Genomic DNA, 18,862 nt, shown 5'->3' with positions numbered 1-18,862 from the left:
AGCGCTGTCCTCTGCATGGTGCGGCGTTGGGGTTCGCACGCCATTCAATATGATTGTCATCACTTATCGTGAGTACGCTAATCATAGGCCAGGGCGCCGACACAGGAGGCATTCACGGCGCTGCCGACGCACTTGTGCCGCCGGCGAACGCCCGACTGTGGAGCGCATCCGTGCCCACCTAGGCACTGGGTCTCCGAACACCGTGGTGCGCTGGCTGGATACCTGGTGGCAAGGCTTGGGAGATCGAATCGCCAACGTGCCTGAAGCAGTCTCCGCACTGGTAGGGCAGTGGTGGACGCTGGCTTTGGATCATGCGCGAAGCCATGCCGGTGAGGCCATCGCTGCTGAGCGCACAGTCCTCCAAGATGCACGCAGCAGCTTGGAGGGCGACCGCCATGGCTGCAGGCCGAGCTCGCTCAGCTACGGGGTGAGACCGAAGCTGCCCACTAAACGGAACAGCTCGCGACGACCCGAGCTATTGAGCTGGAGCGCCTGGTCGAGCAACTCCAACGCCAGATTAATGAGATGGAGCGGCAGCGTGACACGGCGGTGCAGCGCATCACCGAGGCTGAGGAGGCACGGGAGGTGCTCCGGAGGCAGTGGTAACAACTCCAGGAAACAGCGAGGACCGAACGTGAAAATTTGATCCGCCACGTGCAAGCCACGGAAGACCGGGCCCATGCGGAAGTCGATCGCGCTCGGCAGGAAACGAGAGCGGCTCAGCTTGAACTGGCAACGCTTCGGAAAGAGGCTGCTACGCTCGAGCGCAAACAGATCGAGACAATCGAACGTGCGTAAGCCCAACAACAAGGGGTCGCCGACATAGAGCAGCCGCCGCATCCGCCTATGACATAAGATACATTATGCGAAATTGGTAGGATCGCAAAACTGCGACTCCGTTGGCTTTGGCTGTGGTTGACATCGTGGCTACCATCCAAAGCACCAAGCGACAAGGAAATCGCAGCATGAGCGACACCTACAACATCGACCGCCGACCGCCGTGTTGGGAAGCCGGCAAGCCGTGCCCGAACCACTGTGCTCAGGCGCATGCGCGGCACATCATCGACAACCACGTCGAATTGCATGGACCCTGGGCCGGCTGGCGACTTGCAGGTCGGGACCTGGTGGCACCAACGGGCGAACGGATACCCGAACGGCGACTACGCGGTTTACTTTGGCGTGCAGATGCCACCGACTTGCGCGACACCGCCCGCGCCCGGAACAAGGCCAGAAAAGCGCGTCAGCAGGCCATGGTGAAAGTTGTTGTCGTGGACCTAGCGAACTGGCGGGATCGCCACTTCGGGAAGATGGCCGGTTAAAGCGTCTACGCAGGGGCATGGCCCCTGCACCCACAATGGCGCAGATGAAAAAAGGGGGGACTATGGAGCGCCAAGAACCGACATTAGGAAAAGACACAGATGTAACGGAACTGGAATTTAGACCAAGAACATACAGCGAGCCAACACGGAAAACAAAAGACGATGGCATGGAAGGCTGGCTAAAAGCAGGCATATCCGTGGTGGTGCTGATTGCCGCAGCGATGGGCCTAATTGAATGGAACGCACGCAGGCAGGCAGCCGCAATGACAAATGAAATACTGCGGCCAATGACGCCGAGCGAAGAAGCCACGTTTAAAGCACAAATTTCAAAGTTCAATAAAGAAATGGAAATTGAATCGGCTGCTGAACTAGAGCGCACGAGAAGAATTCTATGGAACGAAAAAATTCAGCCTGCCGTGTACACACCGAGACCGCTAGCACCAGGGGAAAGATGCATGCAAGGAAGGCGTCTACAGCGCATTGAAAACGGATGGCAACAGTTGCGCGATCCATGCTAAAGCTGCGAGCAATGCTAGATGACCGCAATAGTACCCATAGAACGCCCACCGCGTGCGTGGCAGCGCAATCGGCACGTCGCCGAGGCGCAGCATCGGAATAGCCAGTAACGACCAGGCGCTGCCGTTGTAGACGCACAGCGCGGCAGCCGGGACGGCGAAACAGAGGATGCCCATCAGCATCGTTGGCCGCGGCGAACGGAAATACCACCAGGCACCAACGACAACGGACAGACCGGACCACTGGTAATCGACAAACAGCGGCGCAGGCAGCACGCAAACCGCCAGCAACACCCACCGCCTACCCTGCACTGCACGGATGGCGGCAACACCCAAGGCAAACGCGAGCAGGACGTTGAACGGGCAGATCACACCGAAGGCCAGCCAATACGCCGGCATCGCCGCAACGCCCCAAGCAAGCAGCCGGCGTAGGGACTTGGCCGTATCGGCACCAGACTGCGCCAGATTGTAGGCCAGCACCATCGCGAACAGCGGGAACGCGACACGGCCAGCTTGCGAGACAACCGGAACGTCACCGAGGTGGAACACCTTGATCACGTGGTCGCCGGTCATGGCCAGCACGGCGATCCACTTGATAAGTTCGCGGCCGCCGCTGGTCATCACATATCAAGCGTGGTCGGAGGGGTGGCCGTGTCCGCTTTGTAACCTGGGGACTCGGGGAAAGTGCCTTGTCCCCTCGCCTTGCGCTCAATGACGCCACCACGGGTCATCGGCATCGTCGCAGCGGCCTGGCTCTGCTGCTGAGGCTGATCCTGCTGACGCTGCTGCTGACGATAAGGATTGTAGACCGGACCCATACGAGCAATGCGCCGGCACTCGCCATCCGATATCGCATAGATGGTCGATTGCTCAGTAATGCACGTGCAGGAGAAATCGCTGTGCTGCCCTTGCGCATCCAAGCCTGGACGGCTGGACATGCAATAGAGCGCAGGGTCGGCAGTGACATGGCGCTCGTCGAACACAGGCGCGGTCCACGGCATCGTCGGAAACCTCGGCAAGTGCTGCTTGGCATAGTCGGTGGCATCGGCAAAATGCCGCTCTGTTGACGCGCCCGCAGCGACACCGGCTTGGCCCGGAGCGGCTGACGCCGCACTCGGGCCTGCGCCGGTAATCTTCGCGGTCATCGTGCTGGGACGGAGCGCGCGATAACCGATGACGGCGCAGGCGATGGCTGCAATGACCAAGAGTGGCAACACGAGGACGCGCAGCGGAATCTTGCGCTTGATCGTGTGCATGGTCGCCGACGTGTAAGCAGCGAAATACTCCTTCGGCAGGATGCGGGTCTTGCGCAGCGCTGCGTCACGACGCGGCGTGCTCTTGACATCGTCCTGTAGCTCCTGCCAGGTGAACACATCAATGAGGCTTGTGCCGAAGCGGCGCACGACGTGATGATGGCTTTGCACCAGTGCGCGCGCGAACGGATACAGTTGGAGCGGCATCTGCGTTGTCCACACGAAGTCGATACCACGGTGCCGATGCTCAGCGAGCGCGAGGACGTGGGGAGGCGTGGACTGGCGCGTCGCATCGTGGAGATGCCCGAACCACTTCCAGGCCTCGTCAACGTAGATGAGCGCGCCGTCGGGAACCAGATGGTTACCCTCTGCATCGCGATTGTTCCAGTGGCGGGGATCGTCAAGCACGCTGGCCAGGCCAGGCTTGAGGCCGTCAATCCCAGCGGCAAAGATGGGGCGAGCGCCCTGCTCGGCTGCCTTGCTCAGATGCTCGACCATGAGCAAGGTCTTGCCATTGCCAGGCAAGCCAGTGAAAAGCTCAATAGGCATTACGGTTTTGCTCCGAATCCACGCTTAAAGAGAAATAGGCGTCCCTGCAACAGGGCATGCTTGGCGACGACGGCGGAGATAATCATGGTGAGCGCACGATCAAAGTTAAGCACGCCCATCCACTGCATGGCGACAGCACCAAGCTGGCCGGATCCACCGAGACCCTGGGCGTAACCCTTGAGCAGATCGATGGCGGGATCGATCATGATCTTGATCGTGCCAAAGGTGATACCGAGCCACGCAAGCGCCGTCATGATCCACAGCCCGATCCGCGAGCGGAACAGCCACGATAGCGCCGATATCAGCGCGCCTATCAAAGCAGGCATCAGGAATCCCCTCCAGAACTGATGATGCGAAGAGACGCCAATGCGGCAAACACGAGCACGAGTTGACCGCCGAGCACGATGAACGAGCAGAACGGTGACGTATCAAAATGTAACGCCTGGCCGAACACCGACACATCAGGGATAGTAGGGCAGGACCTGCCATAGCCGAACCCCGACGTATCGAGCTTGCCATCGCCAGTGGTGGAATTGCTGCCGTCAGTGAACGCACCGGAAGGATCGCCAGGATCACCGATATCGGGATTACCAGCATTGCCAGTCAACGCACCTTTGATGGCCGAAAGGTTATCGCTATCGCTTTGACCAAAGCCGCCGCTAGACGAAGTACCCTTTTCCAGCGCACACGCGGTGCGCCACTGCATAAGCAACGAGGCGTACTGAATCGCATCGCACTTATCGCCTGTGCAAACAGGCGGCGTGCCGCATGCACCACCAGCGATGTTGACGTTGTGCCGAGTGTTGCAATCGATGCGCCATTGGATGCTGGCCTGCCCGCATAAAATGGCGTCACCGCTGCATGCAGGCGGTGCATCGCATGAGTCGCCGCCGGAAAACGAGGGATCGTCCTTGCCGTCCTTGTCCTTGTCTTTATCGTCGCCCTCTTCGTCGTCAGGTTTGCCGTCGCCATCCTTGTCGTCTTTGCACGTGCCATCGCTGCCCATCGCTTTACCGGCACCGCACACGTCGGGCTTCTTGACGCAACTGCCATCGGGACCTTTGACCTCACCCTGAGGACACTCGTTCTCCTTAGGCTTACACGTGCCGTCCTGCTGCTGGACCATCCCATCCGGACACGGCTCGGGGGCGCACTTGCCCAGAGAATTCGGCTTTTGGCCGGACGGACACTCGGGCTTAGTGGGTTGGCATACGTTGAGCACAGGGTTCCAAAGAAAACCATCGCCGCAATTTAAATTGTGAGGATCACAAGTATTGCCTGTCGGTGATGCGGTGTTCGTGCCGTCAAGATTCGGATAAAACATAGTTATGCAACCATCGTTACACGAAAATGATCCTGCCTTAGGAGAAAAAGTGGTAGTAAACGATTTCTTGGAAGCGCAGGAGCTATTAGCCGGGAAAGTGTAAATTCCGCAGTCTATAGAATCAAAATAAGCGTGGTCTGGACCATATATCCTGGCCTGGAAATAGCATTGATAACTGCCACCAGCATCAGGGTTTGCACCACCTTCGCAACGATAGTTTCCACTAGGAAATTCGTTTGGATCTGAAGCAGCAGCTGCACCGGCTGCTTGACAAGCCGCATACGCAGACCCCTGGTCGGGATAGACTGCTGCATCAGCGTCGCGGATAAACAGCGCCATGACCCAGATGGCGATAATAAGGAGCATCAGGATTCCACGACGAGCCATATCAATCAGACCCCAGGAACAATATCGCGCAGGCCACCAGCCACGCGCACAACCAAATCCAACCTTCCATACCACCCCCTAAAGACCGGCGGGAGGGAGTCGGCCCTGCCCGCCGGCAGCCGTTACATGGCGCGGCGAATCCACTTATAAACCTTGGTGCCGACCATCACGATCAAAACGGCAGCACCGATACTGGCGATGGGCGTACTTGCTGCATTGATGGCAGACACAACAGCACTTACATCCACGCCCGAGCTACCACCGGATGCGAATGCCGGAGCAGCGATGGTGGCAATCGACGCGGCAACGACGATCACCGGGAACTTCTTGAAGTTGAACATTTTGTAATCCTCAGGATTGTTGAAGTGACTTGCGGATAAGCCGGAACACGAACGCCACCGCCCACAAAAGCGCGATGGCCTGCCCGATAGATTGGGCATCCGCAACCGTCAGTTCCGGCAACAACGACGGCTGCGGTATCCAGATCGGGGCCGAGCACGTCCCCGTCTGCGTATCAAGATCACGCTCAAGGCAGGCAGGGACGAAAACGGCCATGGCGATCAGGCAGCCTTTATCCCTTGGACGGCGGAGGAACAGCAGCTGCGGTTTCGCGCAAGGCAACACCGAGCGGCCACAACTTGATCCGCTTGAGCATCACGTCCCCATATTGGCCGGTGCCATAGCTGTCCGGATGGATGACATAATCGCCCACCTGATAGCAGGGGCCATCTGCGAGTCCAACGTTAAACGTGGTTTCGTAACCGCCACCGAGTAGGACACACGCACGCTGTTCCCGGAATATTTGCGGCACGCCTTTGATGACGACGCGGCGCTCAATAATACGATCATCTTTGACCCTCACAATGGACATGGAATTTCCCTCTTAATTAAGGTTTCCCGCACATAGGCGGGCAAATCGGCTGCCTTACAGGCACGCTTGAAACGCGAGGGCAGCCCTTCCCGCGCCAGGTGATTGACGACGAAGTCGCCGAATTGGTCGCCCAGCGCTTCGCGCAGGCAATGGAGTGTTGGCCCGACCTGACGATGCGCCCAACGGACCATGGCTTCAGCGGTGGCCTCTACGGTGCGCTTGGAGATCTTGACGGCGGTAGCGACGCCCTGCCCTACAGTGGCAAGCAATCGATCCATGTAAGCGTAGGACCCACGCAGATAGCGCATGGGATGGGTGAGCATTTCCAAAGGAAGTTCGGCATGCTTGCCGTACAAACGCGCCTCATAGCGCACCCAGGGCGATTCGCAAACGCCAAGCTGCTTGCCTTTTTCATAGATACAGAGTTGCTTATGACCTTTGCCGCCGACATAAAGCGTGGAGCCATCGCCGTTGCCATGGTCATCCATAAATCGTGTTTTTGGCGGAGCGCCAGGGCCAGACCCGAACAGCAAGCAGCCACCGGTATCAGACATGTTGGCGCGAGCCTGCGCCTCATGATCCCGTACGGTGCCAAGGACGCCATCGTAGTCGTCATAGGCGATATCACAGCGCGTGACGCGAGCGCCGACAAGCCGCAAGTTCACCTCAACATGACGCCAGTTGCGGATATACCTACAGGCAGCGCCGGACAAACTGACACACATCGTGTCGCCGTTGCCCTCGCATCCGAATCTGCCAACCAACTCGCCGTTGGCGTCAATGATAGGCGCGCTACTGCGATAAAACTGCCATCGCTTCGCGTGGACCTGACCCATGAACACGTCTCTCGGATCAAGGCCGAAAATCCACTGCAATAGGTAACGGAGGTTGAGCTTACGGGCCGCCTCTAGACGATCCCGGTTGAAGACTACGGTCAAAAAGTCGACCGTCACCGCGTGCTGACGATCGCGTGCCGGCTGACCTTTTTGGCCCGTGTTACTCCCCGGGCCAACGAGCCCAGTATTTTTCACCGGTCCGTCCGGTGAAAATTCACCGAGCGCGCTCATGGAGTACCGCCCAAGCGACAAAGATGAAAATCTGTCATCAGGTGGGTGTGTGAGGGGGATGCCGACGACGGCACCGCAGGACGATTGCCGATGAGGCAGACATTACCCGTGTGCGGGTAAGGCGTTGCACGTAGGGGCTGCGCCCCTACACCCCGATCAAGGCGCGCGGATGCAGCCTGCATGCGGACAGCGACCCAGTAGTCGCCGAGAGTAACCAGATGACCATCAATCTTTATAAGTACGCCAGCGAGGTCGAACACGTCAGCGCGAGGTGTCGGCACAGAGAGAAGGACGCGCTGCGCACGCGGCACAGTCGTTTTAGACTCACGCATTGCGATGCCCCCCGTTTGACGTATGACGGCGCGATGCACGGATCCGCATCCGCATCATCCGCAGCAGCTTGTTACCGCCGAGGCGATAGACGCAGAGGAACAGAAGTCCCAGAAAGAATAACGTTGCCGATATCGGCTGATGAGATTGAGAAAGAAAATATATGGACAGCAGGAGAGTTATGTACCAGCGGATCACTTGTGTACCCCCGGAGATTCTGTCGTATCAGTCGTAAGGGTCATAGAACACCCCACGCTGATAAGCTAATGAACGCTGAAACTCGCGCTTAGCCTCTTCGGCCATCACGTATGCGCGGTACTCAGCCTGAAGCTTCGCTGCATAGCGCTGATCCATCCAGCAAAAGATGCGGATCACGCCAGCGAGGAAAAAGAGAATGGAGAAAACACCTAGTGCGGCGAGAAAAACAGCCATCATTATTAATTACCCCCAAAAAAGGGCGCGTTATGCGCCCTTCCCCTTAGCCAGCTTTACAACAGGATTCGGCTCTAAAGGCAGTTGGTCGCCCGATGCCGGCTTTGCCGGTTTGAGTTTTTGAGCAGCGAAACATGCGGCAAGGATCAGACGTGAGACTTTGGACTCGCCTAGCTCAGCGAAATCTAATGCGGCGCGCTGCAACTCAACGATGCGCGGCTGGATTGCTTTATATTGATCGAGATTCATGCAGGCAACCTCACACGACCCCGGAATTGCAGCATGCGGTGTTTATGAAGGTGACGTGGGCCGATAGAAGCACACCAACCCAACATGTCACCAGATAAACGCAATGGATAAACAGATAAAGATAGATCAACCCACGACGGCACATCGGAAGAACTAAGTCGCTCATCCATGACAGCCCACAACCGAAGCTGGGAGCGGGCACGCGCGTAGTCCTGATACCAACGCTGACGAATAGTGAGAGCGTAATCTCGCAACTGATACTGGTCGATATTCATGCGGCCACCCGCTCGACAGCGCGGACACGGAAATCACGAGCAACATCATTGCGTTCGAAACCACGCGCAACCATTGCATCAACACGATCATGCATACGAACAACAGCGGATTTACGATCCAGAAAAAGATCGAGCGTCATCCACATGCGGCCCATGAGCGGGCGGTACTGCACTTGATAGCTAGACATGGTGTAACCCCGTTACCCCTACCCGTTGAACCCAGACACCCTCGGGGGTGCGAGGGGCTGGGTGCAGCCCATTTGGGATGCACTTGCAGTGTATCCTTAAAGGTAAGCACTGCATACCTTTTGGAACGCGCAAATGCACATAAATACCCTTGTAGAGCTAGCCATTCAGCGATCATTAAGGGGAAGCCTACGGGGGCTCGCTGAACAAATGGGCATATCTAGCGGCGTACTAAGCCAATGGAAGCTTGGGAACAAACCAATCCCGGATGAGCGGATACAACAGCTTGCGAAGATCGCCGGCCAGGATGCTGGCCCATGGCTATTACTGATCCACTCCGAACAGGATCAAGGCGAACTTGGTAGGGAATGGGCCAAGCTGTACAAGCAGTTGGCAGGCGCGGCAATGGCACTACTTATCTGCATCGGGACCGCCCTGCCCGATCACGCAAAAGCCTCGCAAATTCAGACGTTTAAGCACGCGCCAAACGATACATTATGCGAAATTGGCAGGATGGCGGCAGATGGCGAAACTGCGACTCCGTTGGCTGTGGCTGTGGCTGACCTCGTGGCTACCATCACGCACACCCAGCGACAAGGAAATCGCAGCATGAGCGACACCTACGATATCGACCGCCGCCCACCGTGCTGGGAACCCGGCCAACCTTGCCCAAACCATTGCGCCCAGGCGCATGCACGACACGTGCTGGATAACCACGTAGAGCTACACGGCCCATGGGCTGGCTGGCGCCTGGCCGGACGTGATCTAGTGGCACCTTCCGGCGAACGGATACCCGAACGGCGGCTACGCGGTTTACTGTGGCGCGCAGATGCCATCGACTTGCGCGACAGCGCACGCGCACGGAATAAGGCCAGAAAAGCGCGTCAGCAGGCCATGGTGAAAGTTGTCGTGGTGGACCTCGCGACCTGGCGTGATCGACACTTCGGACGCATGGCCGGCTAAAGCGTCTGCGCAGGGGGACGCCCCTGCACCCCGGCCAGTAAGTATATTTCGTCGCGAATCTGGGCAGCATTTGGCATCGACTTCACATGCCAACGAATAATACGCAGCCCAGCGTCCTTAATAGCTTTGTTTTTATCGTTATCAGCTTTATGTCGTCCCGGACGATCATGGCTTGCATCATCCAGTTCGATGACAGTTAATACAGAAAAATCTTTGTTGCACACAAGAAAATCCGCACTCTTTTGGCTAACCCGATTAAGCCATTGAATGCGTTGATGTCCTTTGCGAACACCAAGAAATCTTGATAGCTGCACCTGAGCTAGAACAATATTTTCAGGGAGCGCCTCAATCAATCTCCAATAAAGAACCTGTTCCGCGTTTGTCAAAACGCGCATGCCGTAAAAAGGCCAATTCAGTTGCAATTCTTTTTTGCGCGCAAGAGTGGAGAAAACGCCAATCAACAAAAGAACAAAAAAGCAAAGTAGAAATATGGTACTCATCCGCGCGCCCCTGAGTGGTGGTGGCAGACGATGATATCTCAACTACATAGCGAGCGTGGTAGAAGGCGTCGCCGTCTCGCTTTTGTATGGCTTGTTCTCAGGGAAAGACCCCAATGCCCTAGATTGGCGCGGAATTGAGGTGCCACGAAGAGCCGCCGCCGATCCCGTCTGTGTCTCGCTGGCGCTCGTCACAGGCGGGCCGGCAGCGTCATGTATGCGCTCTGTCGTTTGTATAGACTGCTGACCTAGCTCGTCATCGACCGGCCAGGATGTTGCGATTATCTCATGATCCTTAGATCGCAGGAGCGCACCGTAGGCAGTGCGGTCCACATACCAACCCAAGGCCCAAAGCTGGGCGGTCGTAAATCTATCCAGAACCTGCCCTCCTCCGGTCGCGCGAAATTCAACAACATCGACAGCACCAAAAGACCCCGCATAACGTGGGCGCGCGGATGCGGCTAGATCAACTATATAGCGGACACCAGGCGGAAAATCCTTGTTCGTGTCGCGCTGCTTGACTGGACTAATAGGCGTGACCGGAGCAGCAGATTGCCGAGGCTTGACAGATGGCAAAGATGCGCGCTGCTGAGACACTACATGTTTTACATGATTCACCTGCTGCTTCGCAGATTCAGGCAAAGCCGCGCCGGTAAAAAAGCGCAGGATGAAGTAGATGCCGATGACCAACGCGATGATGATCGCAATCGCTGGCTTTTTGGCAGTCTGCCAAATCGTCCTTGAGCCAGTCTTATAAACGGCATTGCCATCGGTGCCAGGCTGTATGCCGTGATACAGCGGCCATATATCAGGATCGTAATTGCGCTTTTCACTGCCGGTTAATTCAAACTTTCCAGCAACCGATGCGGTATAAAATCGGATGCTGTACGCATCATCTTTTCCGAGAGCATCTAGCTTGGTGTATACATTCTTGCGCTGACGGCTTCCCGGTACCGCGCTGCGGCCATCGAAGAAACTAGGCATACCTCGAAACCCTCCCGCAGCAAGCGGTACGCGAGCGTGCGATGGTAATCGCCGGTTGCCTCCATCGCGACGCGAACCGTTGCCGGACAGGTACGCAGCAGATCGACCAGCCGCTGGTGGTCCTCATGCGTGCTTGCCATCCTGAAACGCCGCTGTTTGCCGTCGGACGTCTCGATCAAAACCGCGTGAGTGCGTTTGGCGATGTCGATCGCCACGCATGTGGCAGCAGGCGTAACCTCTTGTCGGGCAGTCATCATTGACGATCTCCTGTGGCGTGTGAGAACCCTCAGGATGATCCTCTCAATGGTGGCTGCCCAATCGAACATGCTTCCACAGGTACTACGGCCACGAGTTCCTGGGCGAAGCGTTCACCAGCTGGCTCAAGACGAATGGCGTCGCACTGCAGTACATCCAGCCGGGAAAGCCAAATCAGAATGCCTTCATTGAGCGCTTCAATCGCACGTTCCGCGAGGAAGTGCTCGACCTGAATTTCTTCGCCTGCCTCGACGATGTGCGCGAAGCCGCCCACTGGTGGATGATCGACTACAACGAAGCGAGATCCCATGATTCGCTCGGCGGAATGACCCCGGTCGAGTACCGCAACAAGCATGCCGAAAGCTCTACTTTTGAAGTGCCTGCTTGACGGGGGAGCTTACGGCTGTACGTCAGCAGCCTCCATGCCGCCGTACTTGGACTTCCAGACGTAGTACGTCGCCTCGGAAATGCCCAGCTCACGGCATACATCCTTGACCTGGCGACCGCCCTCCACCTGCTTCAGCGTGGCGACGATCTGGCTCTCGGTGAACTTGCTCTTGCGCATCGTTGGTCTCCTCGGTGGCTAGTGTGCACAGAGACCTCTAGCTATGGCTGGATCAATTTTACGGGAGGCTGACAATTTTTGGCCGTGTCGATAACGATTCCCTGCCGACCCTCAATGACACCGGTCGAGTACCGCAACCAACACGCCGAAAGCTCTACTTTTAGTGCCTGCTTGACGGTGGAGCTTACGCAGGATCAACCCACATGGGCGCAGATCCCGCGACTGCTGGCTGACGACCGGGGCTAATCAGGACAATTTTTCAGCAGCCGGCCAGGGCTTCTGAAAGAGCTTCTGATAAAAATTCGACATTAGGGGAGTCCATCATGGATTGATGTGTGCCTGGTACCTGGATGAAACGAATAGAATCTTTCGGCAAAATATTTTGCCAACTCTGGCGTGGATTTCCTTTTGCAAATTCCGCAGCCTCAAACAGATGCAACTTAATCGAAATTGATGGGGCACAATAGCCAAGAGATGCCTTTATATTGCGGCGAAATGAAGCCGTATAATTCAACAAATCATCTACGTCTAGGTGCTCTGGTAGCAAGCGAATTTTCTTGTAATAACCTACAAGATCACTGAATTTCATCGTTTCATCTTCAAAATTATCTCCATCCATGCCAAAAAAATAACTAAGAATATCATTATCATTCATTTCAGAGGCAGACATAATTTCCTCCATAAAATGAATATCAGTCGATATATGAAATGTATCAAAAACACCTAGGAATTTTACTTGCAGGCCCGCATCTATAAGCTGACTTGCCATTTCATAAGCCACCAATCCACCGAAAGACCAGCCAGCGAGATGATATGGGCCTGAAGGCTGCACTCGTCGGATCTTCTCGATCGCCTGGGCAGCCATGTCTTGTATGGTGTTTATTGCAGGATCCTCAGGATATTCAACGCCATAGACTTGAATATCACAGCGCAAGAATTCTACAATTTTTTGACCGTACATGACATTACAAAAACCATCATAAAGTAGAAATAGCGGCGAACCACTACCCTCTTTACGGAAAGGAACCAAACCATCGCAGACATCTCTACATTCACCATTTTGGAGATAATCAGCCAGTGACATCATCACTGGATTAGAGAATAAGTCACCAATAGAAATCTCGACCCCGGCTTGTTTGAGACGACTAACCACCTGCACTGCCATTAGGGAGTGTCCACCCAGGGTGAAGAAGTTGTCATGCCGCCCGATCGTCTCCAGACCCAGCAGGTCGCGCCAGATCGCGGCAATGGTCTGTTCGATCGCGCCCTGTGGCGCTTCATACGCACGCGCCGCATAAGCCGTGACGTCCGGTGCTGGCAATGCCTTGCGATCCAGCTTGCCGTTCGGCGTCAACGGCAACCGATCCAGTTGTACGTAAGCCGCCGGCACCATGTAATCCGGCAGTATTGCTGACAACCAGCTGCGCAAAGCATCCGCATCCACGCTATCGGAGGTCACACCCTCGGCACCGACCCAATACGCCACCAGCCGCTTGTCGTTGTCGGCCGCCGCATCCAACGCCACCACCACGCACTCGCGCACATCCGCATGCGCGCTCAGCCGCGCTTCGATCTCGCCTAACTCGATGCGGAAGCCGCGGATCTTGACCTGATGATCATTGCGTCCGACAAACTCGATCGTGCCATCGGCACGCCAACGCCCCAGATCGCCGCTGCGGTATATCCGCGCTGTCCGATCGGCACTGAATGGATCCGTGAGGAAGCGCTCGGCCGTCAAGTCTTCGCGGTTCAGATATCCACGCGCCACACCGTCGCCACCGATATACAACTCGCCCACCACTCCGACCGGAACCGGCACACCATGTGTATCGAGGATGTAGATCCGCACATTGGAAATCGGACGACCGATTGGTGGCGTACCCGTCGCACTTGCATCACATTCATGCACAGAAGCGCAGACCGTCGTCTCGGTGGGGCCGTATGCATTGATCAACCGCCTTCCTTGGCACCAACGTTTCGCAATGGTGGTAGAGAGCGCCTCCCCGGCAACGACGAGTGTCTTCAGACAGGGAAGCTCCGGATTTTCAGGCAAGTTATGCAATACAGAAGGAGGCAAAGTGACATGACTTATCTGATATTCGCTCAATATTCTTGCGAGGTTTTCACCTGCCAACATCTCACCTGGATCAGCGATATAGAGTGATGCTCCGCAAAAAAGCGATACCAATAATTCAGAAGCAAATGCATCAAAACTCAATGAGGAAAACTGCATGACACGGCTGTTTTTTTCAACATTGAATGCGCGTATCTGGGCTAGCGCCAGGTTCACGACACTACGATGCTCGTTCATCGAGCCCTTCGGTGCACCGGTCGATCCAGAGGTGTAGATCACATACGCCAAATGGCGTGCGGTCAGGCCATTGGCGTGGCGGTCGGGATTACTGTCTGGCAGATGCGCCCAATGCTCACTGTCGGCTTGCAGATCGACGATCACCGCCGCAGTGGCACTGCATTCGACCAGGCGACGACTGGCGGCATCCGTCAGCACCGCCACCGCGCCGCAATCGGAGTGCATATAGGCCAGCCGCTCCGGCGGATAGGCAGCATCCAGCGGCACGTACGCGCCTCCCGCCTTCAGCACCGCCAGCAGCGCCACGACCATCTCGACACTGCGCTGCACGCAGATCGCCACGCGATCGTCGGGACGCACACCCAATCCGCGCAGGTAATGCGCAAGACGGTTGGAACGCGCATTCAACTCGGCATACGTCAGCGACACCTCGCCCTGCACCACCGCGATGGCCGAGGGATCACGCGCGACCTGCGCCTCGAACAACTCGTGCACACAGGCATCGCGCGGATAATCCGCCGCCGTTGCATTCCACTCCGTCAACACTTGATGGCGCTCGGCCTCGTCCAGCAACGGCAGACGATCCACCGCCATATCTTCGGCGCCTTCGGCCACCATCGCCACCAACAGATGTCGCCAATTGCCCATCCACCGCTCCAGCGTCGCATGCTCGAACAACGCCGTGGCATAGGTCAGACTGCCGACGATCCCCTCTTCGCTTTCGGCCAACGACAATGACAGGTCGAACTGCGCGCTCGTCCTAGCCGCACCCAGCCCGCTGGCCTCAAGTTCGCCCAGGTCCAGTTCGCCTTCCGGTGTGTTCTGCCAAGCGAACATCACTTGGAACAACGGCGCATGGGACAGGCTGCGCGGCGGCTGGACCAGTTCCACCACCTGTTCGAACGGAATGTCCTGATGCGCCTGCGCCTGTAGCGCACGCTCCTTCACCGATGCCAGCAACTGCGCCAGCGTCGGCGAATCCGACACCTCCACCCGCAACGCCAGCGTGTTCACGAAGAACCCGATCAGCCCCTCGGTCTCCGAGCGGCCACGATTGGCCACCGGACTACCGATCACCACATCGTCCTGTCCAGACAAGCGCGATAGCAGCAACGCCCAACTCGCCAGGAGCGTCATATACAGCGTCAACCCATGCCGCTGGCTGAGTTCCTTCAGCGCCTGCAACTGCTGTGGCTCCACGACCACTTCCAGTGTTGCTCCGGCATGGTCCTGCCGGGGCGGACGCGGACGATCCGTCGGCAGTTCAAGCAATACAGGCACACCGGACAGCGTTTCGCGCCAGTAAGTCGCCTGTTGCTGCAACACCTCGCCCGCCAGCCATTGCCGCTGCCAGCTCGCATAATCGGCGTACTGGATCGGCAGCGGTTTCAGTGGATCGGATTCACCGTGTGCGAAAGCCCGATACAACGCGCTCAGCTCGTTGATCAAAATCCCCATCGACCACCCATCCGAGACGATATGGTGCATGGTCACGAAGAGGACGTGTTCGTCGTGGGAGAGCTGTACCAGTACGCCACGGATCAGCGGGCCGTGTTCCAACGCAAATGGTGCCTGCGCCTCCTCCGCCAATAACTGCTCCAGCGCTGCCTCGCGCTCGGGCATATCGCGCAGATCATGGACGATCAACTGGAAGCCGCTGTCCTCGGCCGCGATCTGTTGCAATGCCTGCCCATCGACCAGCGCAAAAGTCGTGCGCAGCGACGCATGCCGGGCCACGATGCGATCCAGGGTGCGTTGTAGTGCCTGGGTGTCCAACGCCCCACGCAAGCGCAGGCCGCCGCTGATGTGATACGCCTGACTGACACCCTCGAACTGCGACAGGAACCAGAGCCGCTGCTGCGCGAAGGACAGCACGTGCGGCGCATCCGGCGCCAGCGGCGTGATCGGCGGCAACACGGCAGCGGACGAGGACGCCACACACGCGGCAAGTCGCTGGAGCGTCGCATGGGCAAACAACTCGGCCACGCCGATCTCGGCCCCCAACTCCTGGCGCAAGCGCGAGGCAACCCGCACTGCCAGCAATGAATGCCCACCGAGGGCAAAGAAGTTATCGTGCCGACCGATCCTCTCCAGCCCAAGCAGGTCGCGCCAGATCGCGGCAATGGCTTGTTCGATATCGCCCTGAGGTGGTTCATACGTATGCGCCGCATAGGTCGCACCATCCGGTGCAGGCAATGCCTTGCGATCCAGCTTGCCGTTCGGAGTTAATGGCAGGCAATCCAGATACACGTAAACGGACGGGAGCATATAGTCGGGCAAGCGACCACCAAGCTGGGTGCGCACTGCCTCGGGATTGAGTTCGACACCGCCACCATCACCAACCAGATAAGCGACCAGATGCCTATCGCCCTGACTGTTCTGACGGGCGATGACCACTGCCTCGCACACACCGTCGCAGGCATGTAGCGCGGCTTCGATCTCGCCCGGCTCGATGCGGAAACCGCGAATCTTGACCTGGGCGTCGTTACGACCGAGGAAGTCCAGACTGCCATCGGCCAGGTAGCGCGCCAGATCGCCGGTCTTGTACATGCGCGCACCGGGTCGCTCTGCGAACGGATCGGGTATGAAGCGTTCAGCAGTCAACGCCGGACGATGCAGATAACCTTGAGCCAGTTGCGCACCGGCGATATACAGTTCGCCGGCTACACCAATCGGTGCCAGTTGGCCGTGGCTGTCAAGCACATAGAGCCGGGTATTGGTCAGCGGCCGACCGATCGGCACGCGTCGGCATGGATCGGGGGCATGTTCCAAAACCAATGCGGTGACAAACTGGGTACTTTCGGTCGGGCCATAGGTCTGCAATACGGTTACCTGTCCGTCCGCAGTGAACACCTGGGCCAGGGCATGGGGATCGGCGACATCGCCGCCGGTGAGCAGCAGACGCAATGCACCCAATTGCGGCGCAATCAATGGTGCGTAGACACGCAACACGCCAGCGACCAGAATCAATACCGACAGGCGTTCGCGTACCAAGAGCGCACCCAGCGCCTGCGGATCGCGCATCGTCGACGATGGAACGATCACGATGGTGGCACCGTTGAGCAAGCTACCCCAGACCTCCAACGTGGTCGAGTCGAAAGCAGGGTTAGAGGCGAAAGCCACCCTGTCATTGGTGCGTAACCGTGCCGGCCCGTCTTGCAGGACAAGGTTGAGTACGGCTGCCTGCGAAACGATCACGCCTTTCGGCTGTCCGGTCGAACCGGAGGTGTACATGACGTAGGCTGGATGCTGCGGCCCCAGCCAGGCGATCTCGGGATTTTCTGCGCTCTGCTGTGAGAGCGCGGAATCAGCCACCGTGATTGTTGGCAGCGTTAGTTCATCGCGCAACGCGGCGGGCAACATCTGATCGACGATGACGATGCTGGCGCGACAGTCATCCAGCAATTCGTGTAAACGTTTGACAGGCGATGTCGAATCAAGAGGGACATAGGCGGCGCCGGCTTTGAGGGCGCCGAGCATGGCAGCGATTGCAGCGATGCCACGCTCCAGGAGGATTGCCACTCGGTCGTCCAGACCTACGCCCAATTCACGCAGGTAATGTGCCAACTGGTTGGCTCGCGCATTCAACTCGGCATACGTCATCGACACCTTGCCTTGCACCACCGCGATGGCCGATGGATCACGTATCACCTGCGCCTCGAACAACTCGTGCACACAGGCATCGCGCGGATAATCCGCTGCCGTTGCATTCCACTCCGTCAACACCTGATGCCGCTCGGCCTCGTCCAGCAACGGCAGACGATCCACCGCCATATCTTCGGCGCCCTCGGCCACCATCGCCGCCAACAGATGCCGCCAATGGCCCATCCACCGCTCCAGCGTCGCATGCTCGAACAACGCCGTGGAATAGGTCAGACTGCCCACGATCCCGTCCGCACTCTCTTCCAAGGACAACGACAGGTCGAATAGCGCGCTCGTCTGCGTCGTGCCCAGCCCACTGGCCTCGAGTTCGCCAAGATCCAGCTCACCCTGCGGCGTGTTCTGCCACGCGAACATCACCTGGAACAGCGGCGCATGCGCCAGACTGCGCGGCGGCTGCACCAGTTCCACCACCTGCTCGAACGGGATGTCCTGATGTGCCTGCGCTTGCAGCGCACGTTCTTTCACAGACGCCAACAGTTGCGCCAGCGTCGGTGAACCCGACACCTCCACCCGCAACGCCAGCGTGTTCACGAAGAACCCGATCAGCCCTTCGGTCTCCGACCTCCCACGATTGGCCACCGGGCTGCCAATGACAACATCGTCCTGTCCAGACAGACGCGACAACAACAGCGCCCAACTCGCCAGGAGCGTCATATACAGCGTCAACCCATGCCGCTGGCTGAGTTCCTTCAGCGCCTGCAACTGCTGTGGCTCCACGACCACTTCCAGCATCGCGCCGGCATGGTCCTGCCGCGCCGGACGCGGACGATCCGTTGGCAGTTCCAGCAGTACCGGCGCACCAGACAGCGCCTCGCGCCAGTATGCGGCCTGTTGTTGCAACACCTCGCCCGCCAGCCATTGCCGCTG

The 18,862-nt window shown here is 57.7% G+C and carries 20 protein-coding genes and 3 pseudogenes; 5 read left to right on the top strand and 18 right to left on the bottom strand.

Annotated elements, in window-relative coordinates; genetic code table 11:
- Window positions 1-49: 49 nt before the first annotated feature.
- Window positions 50-334 (top strand): annotated as a pseudogene (locus XalbCFBP2523_RS17460) (DNA-binding protein); the annotation flags it as partial.
- Between the two features lie 86 nt (window positions 335-420).
- Here XalbCFBP2523_RS17460 and XalbCFBP2523_RS17270 read toward each other — a convergent pair.
- Window positions 421-840, bottom strand: a complete 420-nt coding sequence (locus XalbCFBP2523_RS17270; RefSeq protein ID WP_045765754.1) for a hypothetical protein — start codon at window positions 838-840, stop codon at window positions 421-423.
- 125 nt (window positions 841-965) lie between these two features.
- Here XalbCFBP2523_RS17270 and XalbCFBP2523_RS14965 point away from each other — a divergent pair, with 125 nt between their 5' ends.
- On the top strand, window positions 966-1,319 hold the full coding sequence (locus XalbCFBP2523_RS14965) for a hypothetical protein (protein ID WP_045756853.1): 354 nt from the start codon (window positions 966-968) through the stop codon (window positions 1,317-1,319).
- Window positions 1,320-1,354: 35 nt separating this feature from the next.
- Complete coding sequence (locus tag XalbCFBP2523_RS14960; RefSeq protein WP_230598060.1) at window positions 1,355-1,837, top strand: hypothetical protein; 483 nt, start codon at window positions 1,355-1,357, stop codon at window positions 1,835-1,837.
- Here XalbCFBP2523_RS14960 and XalbCFBP2523_RS14955 read toward each other — a convergent pair.
- The 12 genes from XalbCFBP2523_RS14955 to XalbCFBP2523_RS14900 all read right to left on the bottom strand — a co-directional run bounded on the left by XalbCFBP2523_RS14955 (window position 1,790) and on the right by XalbCFBP2523_RS14900 (window position 8,759).
- The gene (locus tag XalbCFBP2523_RS14955; RefSeq protein ID WP_045756854.1) at window positions 1,790-2,455 is read right to left on the bottom strand and encodes a TraX family protein; all 666 of its coding nucleotides are present in this window, start codon (window positions 2,453-2,455) and stop codon (window positions 1,790-1,792) included. The two genes, XalbCFBP2523_RS14960 and XalbCFBP2523_RS14955, sit on opposite strands and share 48 nt — an antisense overlap.
- Window positions 2,455-3,636, bottom strand: a complete 1,182-nt coding sequence (locus XalbCFBP2523_RS14950; RefSeq protein WP_012916043.1) for a zonular occludens toxin domain-containing protein — start codon at window positions 3,634-3,636, stop codon at window positions 2,455-2,457. Before XalbCFBP2523_RS14950 ends, XalbCFBP2523_RS14955 begins: the two co-directional genes overlap by 1 nt.
- Window positions 3,636-3,962 (bottom strand): DUF2523 family protein, encoded by a 327-nt coding sequence (locus XalbCFBP2523_RS14945; protein WP_012916044.1) that lies wholly within the window; start codon window positions 3,960-3,962, stop codon window positions 3,636-3,638. Before XalbCFBP2523_RS14945 ends, XalbCFBP2523_RS14950 begins: the two co-directional genes overlap by 1 nt.
- Entirely contained in the window at window positions 3,962-5,326 is a 1,365-nt protein-coding gene (locus XalbCFBP2523_RS16455) for a hypothetical protein (RefSeq protein ID WP_146084103.1), read from the bottom strand. Before XalbCFBP2523_RS16455 ends, XalbCFBP2523_RS14945 begins: the two co-directional genes overlap by 1 nt.
- A gap of 143 nt (window positions 5,327-5,469) precedes the next feature.
- Window positions 5,470-5,688 (bottom strand): major capsid protein, encoded by a 219-nt coding sequence (locus XalbCFBP2523_RS14930; protein ID WP_012916047.1) that lies wholly within the window; start codon window positions 5,686-5,688, stop codon window positions 5,470-5,472.
- Window positions 5,689-5,698: 10 nt separating this feature from the next.
- Entirely contained in the window at window positions 5,699-5,902 is a 204-nt protein-coding gene (locus XalbCFBP2523_RS14925) for a hypothetical protein (protein ID WP_012916048.1), read from the bottom strand.
- Window positions 5,903-5,918: 16 nt separating this feature from the next.
- A complete protein-coding gene (locus XalbCFBP2523_RS14920; protein ID WP_012916049.1) occupies window positions 5,919-6,218 on the bottom strand; it encodes a single-stranded DNA-binding protein in 300 nt (99 codons plus the stop codon).
- A complete protein-coding gene (locus XalbCFBP2523_RS14915) occupies window positions 6,206-7,285 on the bottom strand; it encodes a replication initiation factor domain-containing protein (protein ID WP_012916050.1) in 1,080 nt (359 codons plus the stop codon). The genes XalbCFBP2523_RS14920 and XalbCFBP2523_RS14915 overlap by 13 nt, the downstream gene beginning before the upstream one ends.
- A gap of 555 nt (window positions 7,286-7,840) precedes the next feature.
- Complete coding sequence (locus XalbCFBP2523_RS14910; protein WP_012916051.1) at window positions 7,841-8,050, bottom strand: hypothetical protein; 210 nt, start codon at window positions 8,048-8,050, stop codon at window positions 7,841-7,843.
- A 27-nt stretch (window positions 8,051-8,077) separates the two neighbouring features.
- Window positions 8,078-8,296 carry a hypothetical protein gene (locus XalbCFBP2523_RS14905; RefSeq protein ID WP_012916052.1) on the bottom strand — a complete coding sequence of 73 codons (219 nt, stop codon included), beginning with the start codon at window positions 8,294-8,296 and terminating at the stop codon, window positions 8,078-8,080.
- Window positions 8,293-8,571 (bottom strand): hypothetical protein, encoded by a 279-nt coding sequence (locus XalbCFBP2523_RS16450; RefSeq protein WP_146084102.1) that lies wholly within the window; start codon window positions 8,569-8,571, stop codon window positions 8,293-8,295. Before XalbCFBP2523_RS16450 ends, XalbCFBP2523_RS14905 begins: the two co-directional genes overlap by 4 nt.
- The gene (locus XalbCFBP2523_RS14900; protein ID WP_080928097.1) at window positions 8,568-8,759 is read right to left on the bottom strand and encodes a hypothetical protein; all 192 of its coding nucleotides are present in this window, start codon (window positions 8,757-8,759) and stop codon (window positions 8,568-8,570) included. The genes XalbCFBP2523_RS16450 and XalbCFBP2523_RS14900 overlap by 4 nt, the downstream gene beginning before the upstream one ends.
- 208 nt (window positions 8,760-8,967) lie before the next feature.
- On the opposite strand from XalbCFBP2523_RS14900, the gene XalbCFBP2523_RS17265 reads away from it, so the two are divergent.
- Window positions 8,968-9,720 carry a DUF3693 domain-containing protein gene (locus tag XalbCFBP2523_RS17265; RefSeq protein WP_230599055.1) on the top strand — a complete coding sequence of 251 codons (753 nt, stop codon included), beginning with the start codon at window positions 8,968-8,970 and terminating at the stop codon, window positions 9,718-9,720.
- Here the strand turns inward: XalbCFBP2523_RS17265 and XalbCFBP2523_RS14890 are convergent.
- Genes XalbCFBP2523_RS14890 through XalbCFBP2523_RS14885 form a run of 3 tightly spaced genes read right to left on the bottom strand, consistent with a single transcriptional unit; the run spans window position 9,717 to window position 11,458 of the window.
- Window positions 9,717-10,220, bottom strand: coding sequence for a DUF2726 domain-containing protein (locus XalbCFBP2523_RS14890; RefSeq protein ID WP_080928098.1), 504 nt, complete (start codon window positions 10,218-10,220; stop codon window positions 9,717-9,719). The genes XalbCFBP2523_RS17265 and XalbCFBP2523_RS14890 overlap by 4 nt on opposite strands.
- Before the next feature lie 42 nt (window positions 10,221-10,262).
- A complete protein-coding gene (locus tag XalbCFBP2523_RS16445; protein ID WP_146084101.1) occupies window positions 10,263-11,201 on the bottom strand; it encodes a Zona occludens toxin in 939 nt (312 codons plus the stop codon).
- Complete coding sequence (locus XalbCFBP2523_RS14885) at window positions 11,129-11,458, bottom strand: IS110 family transposase (RefSeq protein ID WP_249027735.1); 330 nt, start codon at window positions 11,456-11,458, stop codon at window positions 11,129-11,131. The genes XalbCFBP2523_RS16445 and XalbCFBP2523_RS14885 overlap by 73 nt, the downstream gene beginning before the upstream one ends.
- A gap of 85 nt (window positions 11,459-11,543) precedes the next feature.
- Here XalbCFBP2523_RS14885 and XalbCFBP2523_RS14880 point away from each other — a divergent pair.
- A pseudogene (locus XalbCFBP2523_RS14880) lies at window positions 11,544-11,844 on the top strand (integrase core domain-containing protein); the annotation flags it as partial.
- A 15-nt stretch (window positions 11,845-11,859) separates the two neighbouring features.
- Here XalbCFBP2523_RS14880 and XalbCFBP2523_RS14875 read toward each other — a convergent pair.
- Window positions 11,860-12,021: pseudogene (locus tag XalbCFBP2523_RS14875) on the bottom strand (transposase); the annotation flags it as partial.
- Between the two features lie 259 nt (window positions 12,022-12,280).
- The gene (locus XalbCFBP2523_RS14870) at window positions 12,281-18,850 is read right to left on the bottom strand and encodes a non-ribosomal peptide synthetase (RefSeq protein WP_282956816.1); all 6,570 of its coding nucleotides are present in this window, start codon (window positions 18,848-18,850) and stop codon (window positions 12,281-12,283) included.
- Window positions 18,851-18,862 lie beyond the last annotated feature (12 nt).

The sequence above is a fragment of the Xanthomonas albilineans genome (assembly GCF_002939705.1).
GTDB classification, from domain to species: domain Bacteria; phylum Pseudomonadota; class Gammaproteobacteria; order Xanthomonadales; family Xanthomonadaceae; genus Xanthomonas_A; species Xanthomonas_A albilineans.
Note: the sequence above shows the minus strand (reverse complement) of the source record. Positions and strands in the feature narration are given on the sequence as shown.